The organism is Caballeronia glathei, from assembly GCF_000698595.1.
GTDB lineage: Bacteria > Pseudomonadota > Gammaproteobacteria > Burkholderiales > Burkholderiaceae > Caballeronia > Caballeronia glathei.
In genome coordinates this window covers 63,542-80,362 of record NZ_JFHC01000001.1, presented here as the reverse complement: position 1 = coordinate 80,362, position 16,821 = coordinate 63,542, and the positions used below count along the sequence as shown (strand labels likewise).

Here is a 16,821-nt window from a genome sequence, read left to right as displayed (position 1 = left end):
CCGCGATGTGCGCGGCGCTGCTGCTTACCGCCTGCGACAACCAGCAGGCCGCGGATGCGATGAACAAACTCAAGTCGTTTTTCAACTCGGTGAAGCCGGACAACCTGTTGCTGAAAAATCTGACGCCCGGCGTGACGACCGAAGCCCAGATTCGCGACCAGATGGGCGAACCCGAGACCGAGCGCACCTTTACTGACGGCTCGAAGCGCCTCGAGTATCCGCGCGGACCGGCGGGCACGAATACGTATATGGTCGATCTCGACCCGAACGGCCGGTTCGTCGCGGTGACCCAGGTGCTGACTGCTGAGAACATCGCGAAGGTGAGGCCGGGCATGTCGCAGGACGAAGTGCGGCGGCTCCTCGGCAAGCCGACGACCATCGCCGAGTATCCGCTGAAGAAGGAGCGCGTCTGGAGCTGGCACTGGCTCGAGGACGGCGTGAATCGCGATGCGATGTTCAACGCCCATTTCGGCCCGAGCGGGCTCGTCGTGACGACGTCGCGATCCGAGGCGGAGGGCGGCGGCCGTCATTGAACGGCGTCAGATCGATGGATTACAACAAGTTCAGAGAGAGACAGCGCGCGCATCGCGCCCTTGCGGAGCGGGCCGCACAATTTCGCGAGGCGGCGGCGAAGCGTCCCCGCGCCGAAGGGGAATCGCACTGGGACTGCGGGCGTGGGCATGAATGGGACGACGCCGTCAGCGCGGCCCAGAACGTGCGCTGCATGAACTGCGCGGCGCAGCGTCGCGAGATGCGCACCAGCCGCCTGCACGCGCTGGCGCATGCGCGCGGAGGGAAGATGCTGTTGGCCGGCCATGTCGAGGCGGCTACGCCGTTGCGCTGGCAATGCGCGTTCGGGCATGTATGGGAGGCGCGAGCGGAGGCTATCGAGCGCGAGTGGTGTGCGGAATGCGTGCGGGCAGGGGTCTATGATCTGGACGATCCCTTGCGATGCGACGAGGCCATGTCAGCGGAGGGCGATGGGTTTCGTTCGAAGGGGCGTTGAGGCCAGATTTTTATTCTCGATTCGCAACCGGCGGTTCGCACGCATTTGCACACGGTTTGCAGACAGCACACGGACCACGCACAGCACGTAAACGGAAAAGGGCCCAGCCGAAGCTGAGCCCTTTTTGTCTTTGGTAGGCCGTACGGGATTCGAACCTGTGACCAACGGATTAAAAGTCCGCTGCTCTACCAGCTGAGCTAACGACCCAAAGAGGGAAAATTATAGTCAGCCGGGGAGGGGGTTGTCAACCCGGACATAGGCAAAAAACACCCCGGCAGCACACAAGAAAAAGCCCGCAGCGCAAAGGTCTGCGGGCTTTTTCAATGAGAGGCGCGAAAGCTCGAAAACCTCCGCTTACTTCACCTGCGACATCTTGCTCTGTGCCGACTGCGCGACTTCGGTACCGGCGTACTCCGAGATGATCTGTTCCAGCGTCTTCTTCGCAGCCGCTTTCTGGCCCTGCTCGATCTGGTTGTTCGCGATAGCGAGCAGTGCTTCGGGTGCTCGCGGATGCGTCGGATAGGTTTTCACCAGATTCTGCCAGATTGCAGTCGATCCCTTGTAGTCGCGCTGCGCGTACAGCGCATTGCCGAGCCAATACTGCGCGGTCGGCTGGTACGGGCTCTGCGGGTATTTCGCCACGAACGCCTTGAACGACGCCGCGGCACTCTTGAAGTCGCCGTTACGGAACTGCGTCGACGCAGCGTTGAACGCTTCCGTCTCGCCCGGCTGCACAGCGCCCTGCACGCCATCGACTGTCTGCTGCTGCGGTTCGAACTTCTTCACCCGAGCATCGAGATCGGCGTAGTAGTCCTTCTGCTGCTTTTGCAGCGTAGCGAGCTGATTGGACATGTCCTCGTTCTGGCCTCGAAGCGTCGCGACCTGCTGGTTCAGCTGGTCGATGCGATTCGATTGATCGAGGATCGTGCGCTGGGCTGCGGACAGCTGGTTCGCCAGGCTGTCCGTTTTCGTGCGCAGGTCGAGCACGGCCTTGCGTGCTTCGTTGTCGTCGAAGACGCCCGCATGCGCGGGCGCGCCGACGAAGGCCGATCCGACGACACACGCGGCTGCGACGGCTCGCAGCGAGGGGAAGCGATACAACATAGGGCGACTCACCCGTACTGGTTACGTTACTGTTGATAGACGAGGTCGGCGCGGCGGTTCTGTGCCCACGCGGCTTCGTCGTGACCCGTCGCCACCGGCTTTTCCTTGCCGAGGCTCACGGCTTCCATCTGCGTATCGGCGACGCCCATCAGCGACATCGCGCGACGCACGGCTTCAGCACGCTTCTGGCCGAGCGCCAGGTTGTACTCGCTCGTGCCGCGCTCGTCGGTGTTGCCCTGGATCAGGACACGGCGCTCAGGGTGGCCCTTCAGATACGTCGAGTGCTGCTGCAGGAGCGGCTGGTAGTCGTCCTTTACAGCATAGCTGTCGAAATCGAAATAGATGCTGCGCTTCGCCAGCGGGCTGTTCGGATCGTTCAGCGGATCGACGTTGACCTGCTTCACGTCCGTCGGATTCGGTTGCGTACCAATCGCGCCCTTGTTTGCATTCGCGCCTTCATCGAGCTTCACGCCCGAGTGACATGCGGCCAGCGCGCCGACCATCGCGACTGCAAAGCCGATACGAAGTTTCGACATCATGGTTACTCTCCTTGTGTTATTGCGTAACGAATCCATGAGGATTGCATCAGGTTATTGCATGAACGGACCCCAGGACGGCTCGCGAACGATGCCGCCCTGCACGGACAAGACTTGCCGCGTACGACCGTCGGTCGAAACGGCTGCCAACACGCCACGCCCGTTCACCTGGGTGGCGTAGAGGATGTACTGACCATTCGCCGCGAAGCTGGGCGATTCGTCATGCGTCGTGTCGGTCAGTCCCGTCGCGGTACCGGACCCGAGGTCCTGCAGGTACAGCTTGAAGCCGCCGCCAGTGCGCGAAATGTACGCAAGCTGCTTGCCGTCCGGGCTCACGCGCGGGCTTGTATTGTAGTTGCCCGTGAAGGTTACACGCTGTGCCGCGCCGGCGCTTTCGCCGTTCGCGGACATCTTGTAGATCTGGGGCTGGCCGCCGCGGTCGCTCGTGAAATAGATCGAATTGCCATCAGGAGAGTAGGCCGGCTCCGTATCGATGGAGCTGCCCTGGGTGAGACGGCGCAAACCGCTACCGTCGGCGTTGACTTCGAAAATCTGGGTGTTGCCCGTACGCGACAGCGCGACCGCGAGCTTGCGGCCGTCCGGCGACCACGCCGGCGCGCTGTTGTTGCCCTTTTGATTCGACACGACGACGCGCTTGCCCGTCGGCAGATCGTGAATGTACACGACCGGCTTCTTCTTCTCGAACGAGACGTACGCGACTTTCGTGCCGTCAGGCGACCACGCCGGCGAGATGATCGGCTCCGGGCTGGACAGCGCGATGCGCGCGTCCTGGCCGTCGGAATCGGAAATCTGCAACTGATAGCGGTTGCCCGTCTGGATGACGTAGGAGAGGCGCGTGGCGAACACGCCGCGGGAGCCGAGAAGCTTCGCGTAAATGTAGTCGGCCACCTTGTGCGCGCTCATGCGCAGGCCGCTTTCGGGACTGACGAGCGACAGGCCGCCGAGGCTCTGCTGCTTGACCGTGTCGTAGAGGCGGAAGCGCACTTCGTACTGGCCGTTCGCGAGCCGTGTCACGCTGCCGGACACGAACGCGTCAGCGCCCTTTGCCTTCCAGCTGCCGAGATCGACGGAATCGGTCTCCGAGACCGGCGTGCTGCCCGCTTCGATGTTCGTGAACTTGCCGCTGCGTGCCAGATCCTGGCGGACGATGGCGCTGACCTGCTGCGGCGAATTCGCCTCGTTCGCGAAATTGGCGGTGGCGATCGGAAACTGGGTCGAACCGACGCCGGTCACGAGTACGTTCAACTGCGCATTCGCAGCGGTGCCGGCGGCGATCAGGCACGACGCCACCAGTGTTCTCAGGCCAAGCTTCGTCATCAAACTCATGCTGTATAGGTTCCCAAAAGCAATTTTTAACTATCCGAGACTGCAGAACAGACCGGCGGCTGCACGATTCGTTCCCGCTCGGGCGCGTCCCTTCGATCGGCCCTCCATCAGCCTCCGGCCGGGCGCAGCGTGATCGTGAAGGCCGCGGGCGCCTGACCGTTGATGTCGACCGGCATCGGGTCCGAGCGCTGGACGGCGCGCAGCGCCGCCTGGTCCCACTGCTCGTTGCCGCTCGACTGCCGGATCGTCGCCGACAGCAGCGTGCCCGTCGGCGCACAGCGTACCGCGACCACCGTCTCCAGCCCGGCCGTTTCACCGGCCCACACGATGTTCGGCCGCACGCGCCGCTGCACCTTCTCCGCGTATCCCGCCGACGTCGCATTTCCGCCCGCGCCCTTGCCCGTGCCGCCCTTCGCGAGCCCTTCGCCGCTCTCGCTCGTGCCGCCGCCTGCCTGCCCCTGCAACTGCGCGAGGCGCGCGCGGCGTTCCTGATCGAGCTTGGCTTTCGCCGCGGCATCGGCCTTGGTCTTTTCCTTCGCCTTTGCGTCGGCGTCGGCTTTGGCCTTCGCCTGGGCGTCGGCTTTTTCCTTGGCTTCCTTCTGTTCCTTCAACTGCTCGGCCTTCTCGGCTTCCTTTTCCTGCTGCGCCTTCAGTTGCTGCTGCTGCTTCTGCTGATCGACCTGCTTCTGCTTGTCGGCCTGCTTCTGCTTTTCCTGCGCCGCCTTCTGCGCGGCGAGGGCGGCCGCCTGCTGCGCGGCGAGCTGCTGCTGGCGCTTTTCCTCGGCCTGCTGCTGTGCTTCCTGCTGCTGGCGGCGCTGCTCCGCGAGCTGCGCCTCGCGGGCCGCCGCTTCCTGCTGCTTGCGCTTCTTTTCCTGCAGCGCGATGTCGGCCTCTTCGTCCTTCGCGGGCGGCGGCGCGGGCTGCACCTTGACCGGCGCGGGCGGCGGCGGAGCGGGGCGGGGCGTCGGCGTGCTGAGGTCGGGAATCTCCGTCCACAATTCGGCTTCGGATCCGGCCGGCGTGTTGTTCTGCCAGTTGATGCCGTGATACAGCAGCCAGCCGAGCAGCAGATGCATCAGCGCGGCGAGCGCGAACGCTTTCCACGTGCCGCGCTCGCGCGGCGGTCGAATGGGTCGGGCGCGGTTCTGCCGGTTGCTCATTGCGATTTGACTAGCAATCCGACGCGTTTGACGCCGCGCGCTTTCATGTCGGACATCACGTTCATTACGACTTCATACTTCACGGTCTTGTCGGCTGCGATCACGACGGGCTGGTCCGGATGGGACTCCTGCCGGTTGAGCACGAACGTGTTGAGCTGTTCCTTCGTCATGTTCTGCTGCTGCGCCGCGCCGCCGTCTTCCTTATAGCGCACGTTCATGCTGCCGTCAGCCTTGATGTTGACGACGAGCGGCGGGGTCTGCTCCTGCGGCTGCGCGTTGCCGACGGTCGGCAGGTTGATGATCGACGGCGAGACGAGCGGCGCCGTCACCATGAAGATGACGAGCAGCACGAGCATCACGTCGATATACGGCACGACGTTGATGTCGGACATCGCGCGGCGCGAGCTGCCGCGCATGCTGGAACGGGTGGGGCCTCCGGCCATCGCGGACTCCTTAGTGCGCCTGACGCTGCAGGATGTTCGAGAACTCTTCGATGAAGGTCTCGAAGCGGATCGCCAGGCGGTCGATGTCGTGCGCGTAGCGGTTGTACGCGACGACGGCCGGAATGGCGGCGAAAAGACCGATGGCGGTCGCGACCAGCGCCTCGGCGATGCCGGGCGCCACGTTCGCGAGCGTCGCCTGCTGCACGTTGGCCAGGCCGCGGAACGAGTTCATGATCCCCCAGACCGTGCCGAACAGGCCGATGTACGGGCTCACCGAGCCGACGGACGCGAGAAACGCGAGATTCGCTTCGAGGACGTCCATTTCGCGCTGGAAGGCGGCGCGCATCGCGCGGCGCGAGCCGTCGAGGATCGCGCCCGGGTCGGTGATGCGGCGCTCCTTGCCTTTCAGGAATTCGCGCATGCCGGATTCGAAGATGCGCTCGAGCGCGCCGATGGTGTGACGGTTATTGGCCGCGCTCTGGTACAGCGCCTGGAGATCGCCGCCCGACCAGAAATCGCGCTCGAAACGCTCGGTTTGAGCGCGGGCGCGCCGGATGGCGAACCACTTGCGGAATATGAACGTCCACGAGAGCAGAGACAGTATCAGGAGCAGCGCCATGACGGCCTGGGCCAGCAGGCTCGCATGAATGACGAGAGAAACGATCGACAGGTCTTGTGTAGTGTTCATAAAGGTCCGCTGTAACGTCCCGGAAGGGGCGTCCGGTCAGGGCGTGTCAGGCTTTCGTCAAGCAATGGAAAGTCTCGGCCGCTGCCGGCTCATGCTCGGTGCTGCTTGCGCACCGCAGTCTTAGTGCTGTTCAGATCGATACGAGTTCATTGGCTGTTTCAAACGGTGTTCACGCGCGCGCCGCCGTCCGATGCGCCCGCCGGCGACGGGCCGCGCTTCAGTCCGGCGAGAACCGCAGCGGGAATGCCGGTGAGACGGATCGACGCGTGATCGACCGATGCCACCCGGATGTCGCCGGCCGCGAGCAGCACGCCGTCGCGCCACGCCTCCTGGTGAAAATCGACCGATGCGCGGCCGAGCCGCTCGATCCGGCTGACGATCCGGACCATGTCGTCGAGCCGCGCGGGCGCCGAGTAATCGACTGCCGTGCGCTTGACGACGAACACCACGCCGTCCGACTCGATGAGCTTCTGCTGATCGATGCCGCAGGCGCGCAGCCATTCGGTGCGCGCCCGTTCGAAAAACTTCAGGTAGTTCGCGTAGAAGACGATGCCGCCGGCGTCGGTGTCCTCGTAGTACACGCGGATCGGCCACTCGAAAATCAACGGGTCGTTCGCCGGCTGAGGCTCGCTGCTGGACATATTCATCCGCTTATTTTACCGGAACCCGCGCACGGGTCGCCAAATCCGCCCATCAGCCGCGATGAATCTGCAACGGTGCGAAGGTCTGCGCGATCGGCATGATTTCGATTGCATTGACGTTCACGTGCGCCGGGCGCGTGGCGATCCAGTAGATCGCGTCGGCGATGTCCTGCGGCATCAGCGGCTGCATGTCCTTGTACACATTGGCCGCTTTCTGGTCGTCGCCCTTGAAGCGCACGCTGGAGAATTCGGTGCCGCCGCACAGGCCCGGCTCGATGTCGGTCACGCGCAGCGCGGTGCCCGCCAGGTCCGAGCGCAGGTTCAGACTGAATTGCCGCACGAAGGCCTTGGTCGCGCCGTAGACGTTGCCGCCCGCGTACGGATAGGTGCCCGCGACCGAGCCCAGGTTGAACACGTGGCCGCGATTGCGCTCGACCATGCCGGGCAAGAGCGCGTGCGTCACCGCGACGAGGCCCGTGCAGTTCGTGTCGATCATGTCCTTCCAGTCGTCGAGATTCGCGCGCTGGGCGGGTTCGAGGCCGAGCGCGAGGCCGGCGTTGTTGACGAGCACGTCGATTTGCGAGAACGCCTCCGGCAGCGAGGCGATTGCGGATGCGATGGCGCGCTCGTCGCGGACATCGAGTTCGAGCGGCAGGAGCGCGTCGCCGAGTTCGTTCGACAGGGCTTGCAGCCGGTCCTTGCGGCGGGCCGTGGCGATCACGCGATGGCCGCCCTTTACGAAGGTGCGGGCGATGGCGGCGCCGAAGCCGGCGGACGCGCCAGTGACGAATACGATCATGAGCGGATTCCGGTGTTGGGTGAGGGAAAGAATGCCGGCCCGGCGCGCGGGCGCGCCGGGCAACGGCGCACAGCGTACTTCCAATGGTGCGGCGCGGCAAGCCGCGGGAACGGCGGCGGGCTGGGGCCGATTGTGCACGAACGATCGATTTCGGGCGGTCACGGCGGCCGGTCCGGGGCCGCGGGCGGCCCGTGCCCGGCGCCGGCGGGCGGGGCGCCGGCGCGCGATTGCCTGCATTGCCTATTCGGACGGCCGCCATTAAACTACAACGCTCAAACTCCGCGTGACTGGCGATAGAATCTTCGGATTCAAGGTGGAACGACCCACCGGGAAGCGCGGAGCATCGTTTTGCCGTTCGCCTGGGCAGCTGAGATCCGCGCGCCGTCGCTGCGTTGCCGGTGGCTGTCCGTCTCGCGTGACCGGAGTCTTCCTTCCGCCACGCCAGGACCTCTCCCGCACCCTGCGCCACGTGCCGCCACGTCATGTGATGCAGCCATGCCCGCGCACGCGCGATCCGGTCAACCTGTTGAGATCTAACGGAAAACGTATGTTTGACAAAGCCAGCAGCACCATCGCGAACGTCGATCCCGAACTGTTCAAGGCAATCGAGCAGGAAAACCGCCGCCAGGAAGATCACATCGAGTTGATCGCGTCGGAAAATTACACGAGCCCGGCCGTCATGGCCGCGCAGGGCTCGCAACTCACCAACAAGTACGCGGAAGGCTATCCCGGCAAGCGGTATTACGGCGGGTGCGAATACGTCGACATCGTCGAGCAGCTCGCCATCGACCGCGTGAAGCAGCTCTTCGGCGCCGAGGCCGCGAACGTGCAGCCGAACTCCGGCTCGCAGGCCAACCAGGGCGTGTTCTTCGCGATGCTCAAGCCCGGCGACACGATCATGGGCATGAGCCTCGCCGAAGGCGGCCACCTGACGCACGGCTCGCCCGTGAACATGTCGGGTAAATGGTTCAACGTCGTGAGCTACGGCCTGAACGAAGCCGAAGACATCGACTACGGCCGCACCGAGGAGCTCGCCAAGGAACACAAGCCTAAGCTGATCGTCGCGGGCGCGTCGGCGTTTGCGCTGAAGATCGACTTCGAGCGGCTGTCGCAGATCGCGAAGAGCGTCGGCGCGTATTTCATGGTCGACATGGCGCACTACGCGGGTCTCATCGCCGCGGGCGTCTATCCGAACCCGGTGCCGCACGCCGACTTCGTCACGACCACGACGCACAAGAGCCTGCGCGGCCCGCGCGGCGGCGTCATCCTGATGAAGGCCGAGTTCGAGAAACCGATCAATTCCGCGATCTTCCCGGGCATCCAGGGCGGCCCGCTGATGCATGTGATCGCTGCCAAGGCGGTTGCGTTCAAGGAAGCGCTGTCGCCGGAATTCAAGGAATACCAGCAGCGCGTCGTGGACAACGCGCGCGTGCTGGCTGAAACGCTCGTCAAGCGCGGCCTGCGCATCGTGTCGGGGCGCACCGAAAGCCACGTGATGCTCGTCGACCTGCGGGCGAAGAAGATCACCGGCAAGGCTGCGGAAGCCGCGCTCGGCTCCGCGCACATCACGGTCAACAAGAACGCGATCCCGCACGACCCGGAAAAGCCGTTCGTCACGAGCGGCGTGCGCCTCGGCTCGCCCGCCATGACCACGCGCGGTTTCGGTGTGAAGGAAGCGGAAATCGTCGGCAACCTGATCGCCGATGTGCTGGACAACCCGGAAGACCAGGCGAACCTCGAGCGCGTGCGCACGAAGGTCGCCGAGCTGACCAGGCAGTTCCCGGTCTACGGCTGAGCGACGATGCGCTGCCCTTTCTGCCGGCACGACGACACGCAGGTGGTCGACTCGCGCGTGTCCGAGGACGGCGCGGCGATCCGGCGGCGGCGCCGCTGCCCGGCCTGCGACAAGCGTTTCACGACGTACGAGCGGGTCGAGCTGGCGTTGCCGTCGGTCGTCAAGAAAGATGGCAGTCGCACCGAATTCGATCGCGCGAAGATCGTCGCGAGCATGCAACTGGCGCTGAGAAAGCGTCCGGTGGCGGCGGACGCGATCGACGCTGCGGTGGCGCGAATCGAATACCAGCTGCTCGGCAGCGGCGAGCGCGAGGTTCGCAGCGAGCGGCTCGGCGAACTGGTGATGAACGAGCTTCGCCAACTGGACACGATCGCCTACGTGCGTTTCGCGTCCGTCTACAAGCGCTTCGAAGACGTGTCCGAATTCGAAGACGTACTCGACGAATTCCGGCGCGCCGCGCCAAAGAAACCGAGTTCCCGCAAGCGCTGAGCGTTTGCTCATTTCCCCTCCTGTGCGTGTTGGCTTCGACAGTCTGTCGGGGTTTTTGCGCGTCCGGCAGTCGGCCATTCGGCCGATGGCGGCGGCCGTCCTTTCTCACTAGATTGAGCGCTGGTTTCACTCGATCGATGAGGGATGCAGATGACGCGCCGATTTTCCCCTGGCTTCACGCTTGTCGAGCTGTCCGTCGTGCTTGCCGTCATGGCGATCGTCGCGACGTTCGCGACGCCGTCGTTCGTCGCGTGGCATCTGCGCGATCAGGTCGACGCCCGCGCCCGAGCGCTGATGTCGACGCTCGTTCTCGCGCGCTCGGAGGCCGTGAAACGCGGCGTGCGCGTGACGCTGTGCCGGATCGACGCGTCGCGCCGGTGCCTCGCGCCGGGTAAGTCCTGCGAGGGCGGCACGGCGGACTGGTCGTGTGGCTGGGCCCTATTCGTCGAGCGCGAGGGCGCTCCGATGCTGTTGCGCGCGCAGCCGCCCGCGCCTTCGATCGCCATCGCGGGCGCCACGACCGACCTGTCATTCACGCCGCCGGCGGGGCAGGTGATCGGCGGCTTTCGCAGCTTCGATTTCAGCGCGCGCAACAGCAGGCTCGCGGCGTCCGCGCATTCGAACCGGTGCATCCGGCTTGCCGCCGGGGGACGCCCGCGCCTGACGGCGGGCGCCTGCGGAGCGGGCGCATGAATGCGAACGCAAGCCACCGGGCGGGCGAGCGCGGCGATTCGCTGCTCGAAGTGATGATCGCGCTGTCGCTGACCGCCATTACCGCGCTCGGCCTGATCGCCGCGCAGACCTGGCTCGCGCGTAGCGAGCGCGCGCTGCTCGCCCGCGAGCGCGCGGCGCTAGTCGCGGATTCCGTGGCGGAAGCGATCCGGCGCGACGCGGATCGCGCGCCGGCCGTATCGCAGTGGCGCGCGCGAGCCGCGTCGATGCTGCCCGAAGGCGAAGTCGACGTGCTCGATCGGGCCGACGGCGTGCGCGTCGCGGTCGTGAGCTGGCACGCGGCCGACGGCGCCGATCGATGCGCCGAACCGCCGGTGCGGGCCAATTCGGCCTGCATCGCCGTGGCGTTCGCACGATGAGCGCGCGGATTGCCGCCGCGCGCGGCCACACGCTCCTCGAACTCACGATTTCGATGGCGCTCGCGATGCTCGTCGTCGTCGCGGCGCTTTCGCTCTATCGCGGGCAGCGCGCGTCGCATGAGCGTTCCGCCGACATCGTGCGCATGCACGACGCCGCTACCGCCGCGCTCGATCTCGTCGGCCAGCAGTTGCAAATGGCCGCGTTCGCGCCGCCGGGCGACGACGCCGGCCCGGCGCTCTTCGGCTGCTCGCAAGGGCGCGTGAGCGGCGCGGACGCGTCACCGGCCTGCGAATCGCTTGCGAGCCGCTCGGACGGCGTGCTCGTCCGCTACGCGGCGGACGCCGTCTCCACGTGGCCGTCGGCCTCGGGCGCGCCGACCGACTGTCTCGGACAGGCCACCGGCCCTTACGTCGTCAACGGGTTCTACGCGAAGGCGAGTGCGTCCACCGGCGAGCCCGAGCTGTACTGCGAAGGCGCCGGCAAGCAGGCGCAGCCGGTCGTGGAAGGCGTCGAGCGGCTGCGCATCGGCTTTTGGCTGAAGGACGCGGCCACCGCCGTCGATGCGGCGTCGATCGGGCGTGATCACTGGCCTTCGGTCGTCGCGGCCGATATCTGCGTGCTCGTGCGCGGCGAGGTGCACGTCACATCGCCGCGGGCGAATTTCGTCGATTGCGACGGCCTGCCTGCAGTCGCGGCGGATGCGCGGGCGCGCCAGGCGTTCTGGCGGCGCGTGGCGATACGAAATGCGCACACCTTCGACGATCCCGGCGACGGGAGGGCACGGTGAAACCAGGTGCGAAGTCGCGCGGCACGGTCCTGCCGATCGTGCTGCTGCTCTCCTCGATGATGCTCGTCACGGCCGGCGCGTGGCTCGAATCGGCGATCGTCGTGACCCGCACGGCCGCGAGCCTGGGCGAGCGCATTCAGGCGTTTCACGGCGCGGACAGCGCGCTCATCCGCTGCAGCCGGATCGCGATCGATTCCGCCCAGCCCGGCGAACGCGTGTCGACGGACGAGCCGGGCCGATGGCGCCTCAAGGCCTCCTTCGAGGGACCGGGCGCGGCCGCCATCACGCCTTTCGCCGTCTGGCCGAACGCCGCCCGGCCGCCGCAATGTCTGATCGAAGCGTGGTCCCGGTCCGCGCAAGGCGATGCACGCGCGTACCTGCTGACGGCGCGCGGCTTCGGCTCGACGCCCGGTGCCGAGGCGTGGCTGCAGATGCAAGTGGAAATCACGGGGATCGCCGTCACGCGCCGCTGGCGGCGCGTCGTCGCGCGACCGTTTTGAAGGGGATGGCCATGACTGGATGGGGTACGCGCAAGAAGGGCTTCGTGCACGGCTTCACGCTGCTCGAATTGATGATCGCGCTCGGCGTCGCGGCGATCATCGCGACGTTCGCGATTCCCGCCTATCGCTCGCATGCGGCGAAGGCGCATCGGATGGAAGCGGCTGCGGCGCTGTATCGCGCGGCGCAGTTCGTCGAGTCTGCGCGGATTGGCGAGACGGCGGGAGGCGGCGCACCGGCGGCGCTGCCGTCGGGCGTCGACCAGGCGCCGGGCAGCGGCACGGCCGTCTATCGGCTGCGTCTTCGGGCGGAATCCGCGACGAACGGCGGCTATGCGATCGAAGCCGAGCCCGTGTCGCAAGGTGCGATGCAGGACGACGCGTGCGGCATATTCATCATCGATGCGACCGGGACGCGCGCAAACCGCGCCGGCGCCGAACTCGGGGCAAGCGAGGCGGCCGCCTGCTGGAGCAGCCGATGAAGCGCAGCTACCGATGAAGCGCTCAGAAAACGGTCGGATCGACGGCGTCCGACGACGTTTCGGTAGATGTCGCCTTCATCTGTTTCCAGACGCGATAGGCTTCCCAGGCGAGCAGCCCGAGACCGCCCCATTTGAGCACCGGCTTGGTGCTGCGCAGGAGCTTCGTGCGTACCGGTTTTGTGAGGATGAGGGAAGCAAGCGAACTCAGTACCGGATACTGCTTGAGCAGGCCGGTGAGGTTGCCGCCGCCGAGCAGTCCGCTCAACATGCCGCCAATGCCGCTGCCAGCCGCCGCGCGTTTGCCCCAGCCCTTGCCCGAGCGGCCGGGCACGAGAAACTTGAGAACGCTGAAATTCTTGACGGAGTGACGCAGATCGGCGCTCGCCTGCGCGAGTTCCATGCGCTCGACGTCCGCACGCGCGATCAGCAGTTCCTTCCTCAGGGCGCGCATGTGCGGCGTGCTGAGCTTGTGGGCCTGCGTTCGCTTCTGTGCCTTGAAGGTGTCGTCGTTTTGGCTCATGGTCGGGCGACTCGTTGGATGTCGGCGGTGGTGAGGGAAGGGCGGCTTCCCGGCGCAGTTTCCCGGCTCGGCCCTCGGCCCTTACCCGGGAAACTCGGCGAAACGTGCAGGGAAATGCTTAGCGAAACGTATTGCGATCCTTGCGAAACTCGGAGAGCGTCTCGTCGAACATGTTCGGCGCATCGCGCAGGCCGCTGCGCGCGCGCAATCCGCAAAAGGCCGCGACCAGCGCATAGGCGACGGTAATTCCCGCGAGCGACTGCCAGCGGTACGTATCCCAGAAAAATATGGCGATCAGAACCGTCAGCGTGATGAGCGCCATCATCGACAGCATCATGGCCGCGAGACCCAGGAACAGCACCGCGATCAGGCGGTCCTTCTCTTCCTGCAACTCGATGCCGATCAGCTCCAGCCGCGTCTCGAAGATCGAGAAGGCGGAGCTCAGGATTCGGCGCAACGGTCCGGGGGGCGATTGCTGCGATTGCCGTTCAGTCGTCATGGCTTGGGCTCGGGAGCGCGTTGGTGGCGTTGGGTGGCGGTGGCGCTGCATGGTTCCAGCCGGTCCGAGAGCGGAGCCGGCCGGCGTGAACGATTCGGACGGCGAGCGCGTCACGCGCTCGCCGTCCGGAGCCGTTGGCAGCAACTGGTGACAACAGCGTCTGATAACGGCTCCAGCAATCAGCGGGCCACTGCGGGCCTTGTCAGCGGCGGTTGATCAGCAAGCCGATCAGCACGCCGACGCCCGCCGCGATGCCGATCGACGCCCACGGATGTTCGTGCACGTAGTCGTCGGTTGCGCGCGCTGCTTTCTTGCCCCTTTCCACGACCACCACCTGTGCGTCCGCGGCTTTTTCCTTCGCTTGCTTCAACCGGGTCAGAGCGGTCTCGCGCAGCTCGGATGCACGCTCGCCGGTGGCGCTGGCGGCCTGCTTCAGCAGGTCTTCCGCATCGGAGAGAACGGTTTTGATATCCGACATGAATCGCTCCTTGTTGATTTCTGACATTGATGACTCCAATCGGTAAGGCTACGCGAATCGTAACCAAAGATGCGGTCGCTGACGAGCGCCCATGGACGCCTTCGAAAGGCTCGGTGCGCACGTTTTGTTCCCGCTGCGTCGCCGGTGTGGGGGTTCCGGCGTGCACACGTTGAGAATGGAGACGATCTGGCCCGTAAAAGTTTCAGGTGCGTGTCCGAAAAATTACAACCGGGACGCGGGAATGATCGGAGCACGAGCGCCGCCGCTCACCGGCGCGCAAACCTGCCGCCCAAAGAAAAAGCCAACGCAAACAACGCGTTGGCTTTTTCGAGAGGACGCCGAGACGGTCAGAAAAACGCCTGAATACCGGTCTGCGCGCGGCCCAGAATCAGCGCATGAATGTCGTGCGTGCCTTCGTACGTATTCACCACTTCCAGATTCACCAGATGCCGTGCGACGCCGAATTCGTCGGAAATGCCGTTGCCGCCCAGCATGTCGCGGGCGAGCCGGGCGATATCGAGCGCCTTGCCGCACGAATTGCGCTTCATGATCGAGGTGATCTCGACGGCCGCCGTACCTTCGTCCTTCATGCGGCCGAGCCTCAGCACGCCCTGCAGGCCGAGCGTGATTTCGGTCTGCATGTCGGCGAGTTTCTTCTGAACCAGCTGGTTGGCGGCGAGCGGCCGGCCGAACTGCTTGCGATCGAGCGTGTACTGGCGAGCCGTGTGCCAGCACGCCTCGGCCGCGCCGAGCGCGCCCCACGCGATGCCGTAGCGCGCCGAGTTGAGGCACGTGAACGGGCCTTTCAGGCCGCGCACGTTCGGCATCAGGTTGTCTTCGGGCACGAACACTTCGTCCATCACGATTTCGCCGGTGATCGACGCACGCAAGCCGACCTTGCCGTGAATCGCGGGCGCCGACAGCCCCTTCCAGCCCTTCTCCAGAATGAAGCCGCGGATGTCGTCGCGGCCATCCTCTTCGAGCTTCGCCCAGACGACGAACACGTCCGCGATCGGCGAATTCGAGATCCACATCTTCGATCCCGACAGCGAATAGCCGCCGTTCACCTTCTTCGCGCGCGTGGTCATGCTGGCCGGGTCGGAGCCGGCGTTCGGCTCGGTCAGGCCGAAGCAGCCGATCCATTCGCCCGTCGCGAGCTTTGGCAGATATTTTTCCTTCTGCGCGTCGGTGCCGAAGGCGTTGATCGGCACCATCACGAGCGACGACTGCACCGACATCATCGAGCGGTATCCCGAATCCACCCGCTCCACCTCGCGCGCGATCAGGCCGTAGCTCACGTAGTTGAGACCGGGTCCGCCGTACTGCTCGGGGATCGTCGGGCCGAGCAGCCCGAGTTCGCCCATTTCGCGGAAGATCGCCGGATCGGTCTTTTCCTCGCGGAAGGCGGCGAGCACGCGCGGCGCGAGCTTGTCCTGCGCGTAAGCGCGGGCAGCGTCGCGGATCATGCGTTCTTCGTCGGTCAACTGCTGGTCGAGCAGCAGCGGATCTTCCCAGTTGAATCGGGCGGCGTCGGCCATGTGCTTTCTCCTGATTTCATCGACAAGCGCCGCTTTCCAGACGATCGGCGCAACTCTGCTTGACTTCAGTTCCGCTATGCAGAACAATGTTTTGCAAATCAACGTGGAGTGTAGCACTCGATGTCGACGACTTCCATCCGTAATTTCGCATCGTCGGAGGGGCTCGACGAGCGCAAGTTCGTCGTCGCGCTGGCGCGCGGGCTGGAGCTTTTGCGCGCGTTCCGGCCGGGCGAGGTTCTGCTCGGCAACCGCGATTTCGTCGAGCGCACCGGCCTGCCGAAGGCGACGGTCAACCGCCTCGCCTACACGCTCACCACGCTCGGCTACCTGCGCTTCGACGAAGCCGCGGGCAAGTACGCGCTCGATACCGGCGTGCTGTCGCTCGGATTCGCGCTGCTGGCGGGTGCCGACACGCTGGAGCTTGCGCGGCCGCACATGCGCGAACTCGCGCGCGAGATCGGGGCGGCGGTGTCGCTCGGCTGCCGCGACGGGTTCGACATGATCTATCTGGAAACCATCCGCAGCGAGACGGCGCTGACGCTCGGCCTCGCGCCCGGATCGCGCCTGTCGATGCTGACGAGTTCGATGGGCCGCGCGTACCTCGCGGTTCAGGAGCCGGCGGCGCGCGCAGCGCTCCTGGCGGAACTGGCGAAATTGGCCGAAGCGGCCGGAGAAGACGCCCCCGCGCTGGTGAGGGCGGCCGGGGAGGCGGTGAAGGATTTTGCCCGCGACGGCTGCTGCTATTCGTTTCGCGACTGGCACGACGACGTCAACGCGATCGCCGCGCCGTTCCGGGATGTCCGCAACGGGCGGTGGCTCGTGCTGAGCAGCAGCGGGCCGGCGTCGTCGATGGGGGAGGATTTCTTTCGTCAGGTGATCGGGCCGAAGCTGAGGGCGCTGGCGGCGCGGCTCGCGTAGCG

22 protein-coding genes, 1 tRNA gene and 1 riboswitch are annotated in these 16,821 nt (G+C 65.6%); of the genes, 10 read left to right on the top strand and 13 right to left on the bottom strand.

Translation table 11 applies throughout. The annotated features are described in order from the left end of the window. Positions 1 to 5 precede the first annotated feature (5 nt). Together bamE and BG61_RS00415 are read left to right on the top strand one after the other, a co-directional pair. Positions 6 to 533, top strand: a complete 528-nt coding sequence (gene bamE, locus BG61_RS00420; RefSeq protein WP_051672207.1) for an outer membrane protein assembly factor BamE domain-containing protein — start codon at positions 6 to 8, stop codon at positions 531 to 533. A 14-nt stretch (positions 534 to 547) separates the two neighbouring features. Next, positions 548 to 1,006: a hypothetical protein gene (locus tag BG61_RS00415; RefSeq protein ID WP_063740947.1), complete on the top strand. Its 459-nt coding sequence runs from the start codon at positions 548 to 550 to the stop codon at positions 1,004 to 1,006. Positions 1,007 to 1,137: 131 nt separating this feature from the next. Here BG61_RS00415 and BG61_RS00410 read toward each other — a convergent pair. The 9 genes from BG61_RS00410 to ydfG all read right to left on the bottom strand — a co-directional run bounded on the left by BG61_RS00410 (position 1,138) and on the right by ydfG (position 7,724). After that, positions 1,138 to 1,213: transfer RNA gene (locus BG61_RS00410), tRNA-Lys, on the bottom strand. Positions 1,214 to 1,360: 147 nt separating this feature from the next. Then, positions 1,361 to 2,110, bottom strand: coding sequence for a tol-pal system protein YbgF (gene ybgF / locus BG61_RS00405; RefSeq protein ID WP_035941056.1), 750 nt, complete (start codon positions 2,108 to 2,110; stop codon positions 1,361 to 1,363). Positions 2,111 to 2,136: 26 nt separating this feature from the next. Further along, positions 2,137 to 2,649, bottom strand: a complete 513-nt coding sequence (gene pal, locus BG61_RS00400; RefSeq protein WP_035941054.1) for a peptidoglycan-associated lipoprotein Pal — start codon at positions 2,647 to 2,649, stop codon at positions 2,137 to 2,139. A gap of 51 nt (positions 2,650 to 2,700) precedes the next feature. Continuing rightward, positions 2,701 to 3,993: a Tol-Pal system beta propeller repeat protein TolB gene (tolB, locus tag BG61_RS00395; RefSeq protein ID WP_035941052.1), complete on the bottom strand. Its 1,293-nt coding sequence runs from the start codon at positions 3,991 to 3,993 to the stop codon at positions 2,701 to 2,703. A 107-nt stretch (positions 3,994 to 4,100) separates the two neighbouring features. Beyond that, a complete protein-coding gene (gene tolA / locus BG61_RS00390; protein ID WP_035941051.1) occupies positions 4,101 to 5,153 on the bottom strand; it encodes a cell envelope integrity protein TolA in 1,053 nt (350 codons plus the stop codon). After that, positions 5,150 to 5,596, bottom strand: a complete 447-nt coding sequence (gene tolR / locus BG61_RS00385) for a protein TolR (protein WP_035941050.1) — start codon at positions 5,594 to 5,596, stop codon at positions 5,150 to 5,152. The genes tolA and tolR overlap by 4 nt, the downstream gene beginning before the upstream one ends. Before the next feature lie 10 nt (positions 5,597 to 5,606). Beyond that, positions 5,607 to 6,284, bottom strand: a complete 678-nt coding sequence (tolQ, locus tag BG61_RS00380) for a protein TolQ (RefSeq protein WP_035941045.1) — start codon at positions 6,282 to 6,284, stop codon at positions 5,607 to 5,609. 158 nt (positions 6,285 to 6,442) lie between these two features. Beyond that, positions 6,443 to 6,925, bottom strand: a complete 483-nt coding sequence (ybgC, locus tag BG61_RS00375) for a tol-pal system-associated acyl-CoA thioesterase (protein WP_051672206.1) — start codon at positions 6,923 to 6,925, stop codon at positions 6,443 to 6,445. A gap of 52 nt (positions 6,926 to 6,977) precedes the next feature. Then, entirely contained in the window at positions 6,978 to 7,724 is a 747-nt protein-coding gene (gene ydfG, locus BG61_RS00370) for a bifunctional NADP-dependent 3-hydroxy acid dehydrogenase/3-hydroxypropionate dehydrogenase YdfG (RefSeq protein WP_035941042.1), read from the bottom strand. Positions 7,725 to 7,997: 273 nt separating this feature from the next. Further along, a riboswitch (ZMP/ZTP riboswitch) is annotated at positions 7,998 to 8,096 on the top strand. A gap of 175 nt (positions 8,097 to 8,271) precedes the next feature. Here ydfG and glyA point away from each other — a divergent pair. The 7 genes from glyA to BG61_RS00335 all read left to right on the top strand — a co-directional run bounded on the left by glyA (position 8,272) and on the right by BG61_RS00335 (position 12,866). After that, on the top strand, positions 8,272 to 9,519 hold the full coding sequence (gene glyA, locus BG61_RS00365) for a serine hydroxymethyltransferase (protein WP_035941040.1): 1,248 nt from the start codon (positions 8,272 to 8,274) through the stop codon (positions 9,517 to 9,519). Positions 9,520 to 9,525: 6 nt separating this feature from the next. Beyond that, positions 9,526 to 10,008, top strand: coding sequence for a transcriptional regulator NrdR (gene nrdR, locus BG61_RS00360; RefSeq protein WP_035941037.1), 483 nt, complete (start codon positions 9,526 to 9,528; stop codon positions 10,006 to 10,008). Between the two features lie 144 nt (positions 10,009 to 10,152). After that, a complete protein-coding gene (locus BG61_RS00355; protein WP_035941036.1) occupies positions 10,153 to 10,701 on the top strand; it encodes a GspH/FimT family pseudopilin in 549 nt (182 codons plus the stop codon). Then, positions 10,698 to 11,099, top strand: a complete 402-nt coding sequence (locus BG61_RS00350; RefSeq protein ID WP_035941034.1) for a type IV pilus modification PilV family protein — start codon at positions 10,698 to 10,700, stop codon at positions 11,097 to 11,099. The genes BG61_RS00355 and BG61_RS00350 overlap by 4 nt, the downstream gene beginning before the upstream one ends. Continuing rightward, the gene (locus BG61_RS00345; RefSeq protein WP_035941033.1) at positions 11,096 to 11,887 is read left to right on the top strand and encodes a PilW family protein; all 792 of its coding nucleotides are present in this window, start codon (positions 11,096 to 11,098) and stop codon (positions 11,885 to 11,887) included. Before BG61_RS00350 ends, BG61_RS00345 begins: the two co-directional genes overlap by 4 nt. Then, positions 11,884 to 12,387 (top strand): pilus assembly PilX family protein, encoded by a 504-nt coding sequence (locus tag BG61_RS00340; protein WP_035941030.1) that lies wholly within the window; start codon positions 11,884 to 11,886, stop codon positions 12,385 to 12,387. The genes BG61_RS00345 and BG61_RS00340 overlap by 4 nt, the downstream gene beginning before the upstream one ends. A gap of 11 nt (positions 12,388 to 12,398) precedes the next feature. Further along, positions 12,399 to 12,866 carry a type IV pilin protein gene (locus tag BG61_RS00335; RefSeq protein WP_051672205.1) on the top strand — a complete coding sequence of 156 codons (468 nt, stop codon included), beginning with the start codon at positions 12,399 to 12,401 and terminating at the stop codon, positions 12,864 to 12,866. A 22-nt stretch (positions 12,867 to 12,888) separates the two neighbouring features. Here BG61_RS00335 and BG61_RS00330 read toward each other — a convergent pair whose 3' ends face one another. The 4 genes from BG61_RS00330 to BG61_RS00315 form a co-directional block, all read right to left on the bottom strand. Further along, the gene (locus tag BG61_RS00330) at positions 12,889 to 13,386 is read right to left on the bottom strand and encodes a DUF3318 domain-containing protein (protein ID WP_035941029.1); all 498 of its coding nucleotides are present in this window, start codon (positions 13,384 to 13,386) and stop codon (positions 12,889 to 12,891) included. Between the two features lie 118 nt (positions 13,387 to 13,504). Continuing rightward, positions 13,505 to 13,885: a phage holin family protein gene (locus tag BG61_RS00325; RefSeq protein WP_035941028.1), complete on the bottom strand. Its 381-nt coding sequence runs from the start codon at positions 13,883 to 13,885 to the stop codon at positions 13,505 to 13,507. Between the two features lie 202 nt (positions 13,886 to 14,087). Further along, positions 14,088 to 14,390 carry an ElaB/YgaM/YqjD family protein gene (locus BG61_RS00320; protein ID WP_035941027.1) on the bottom strand — a complete coding sequence of 101 codons (303 nt, stop codon included), beginning with the start codon at positions 14,388 to 14,390 and terminating at the stop codon, positions 14,088 to 14,090. A gap of 320 nt (positions 14,391 to 14,710) precedes the next feature. Then, a complete protein-coding gene (locus BG61_RS00315) occupies positions 14,711 to 15,901 on the bottom strand; it encodes an acyl-CoA dehydrogenase (RefSeq protein WP_035941025.1) in 1,191 nt (396 codons plus the stop codon). 120 nt (positions 15,902 to 16,021) lie between these two features. Here BG61_RS00315 and BG61_RS00310 point away from each other — a divergent pair, with 120 nt between their 5' ends. Further along, complete coding sequence (locus tag BG61_RS00310; RefSeq protein WP_035941024.1) at positions 16,022 to 16,819, top strand: IclR family transcriptional regulator; 798 nt, start codon at positions 16,022 to 16,024, stop codon at positions 16,817 to 16,819. Positions 16,820 to 16,821 lie beyond the last annotated feature (2 nt).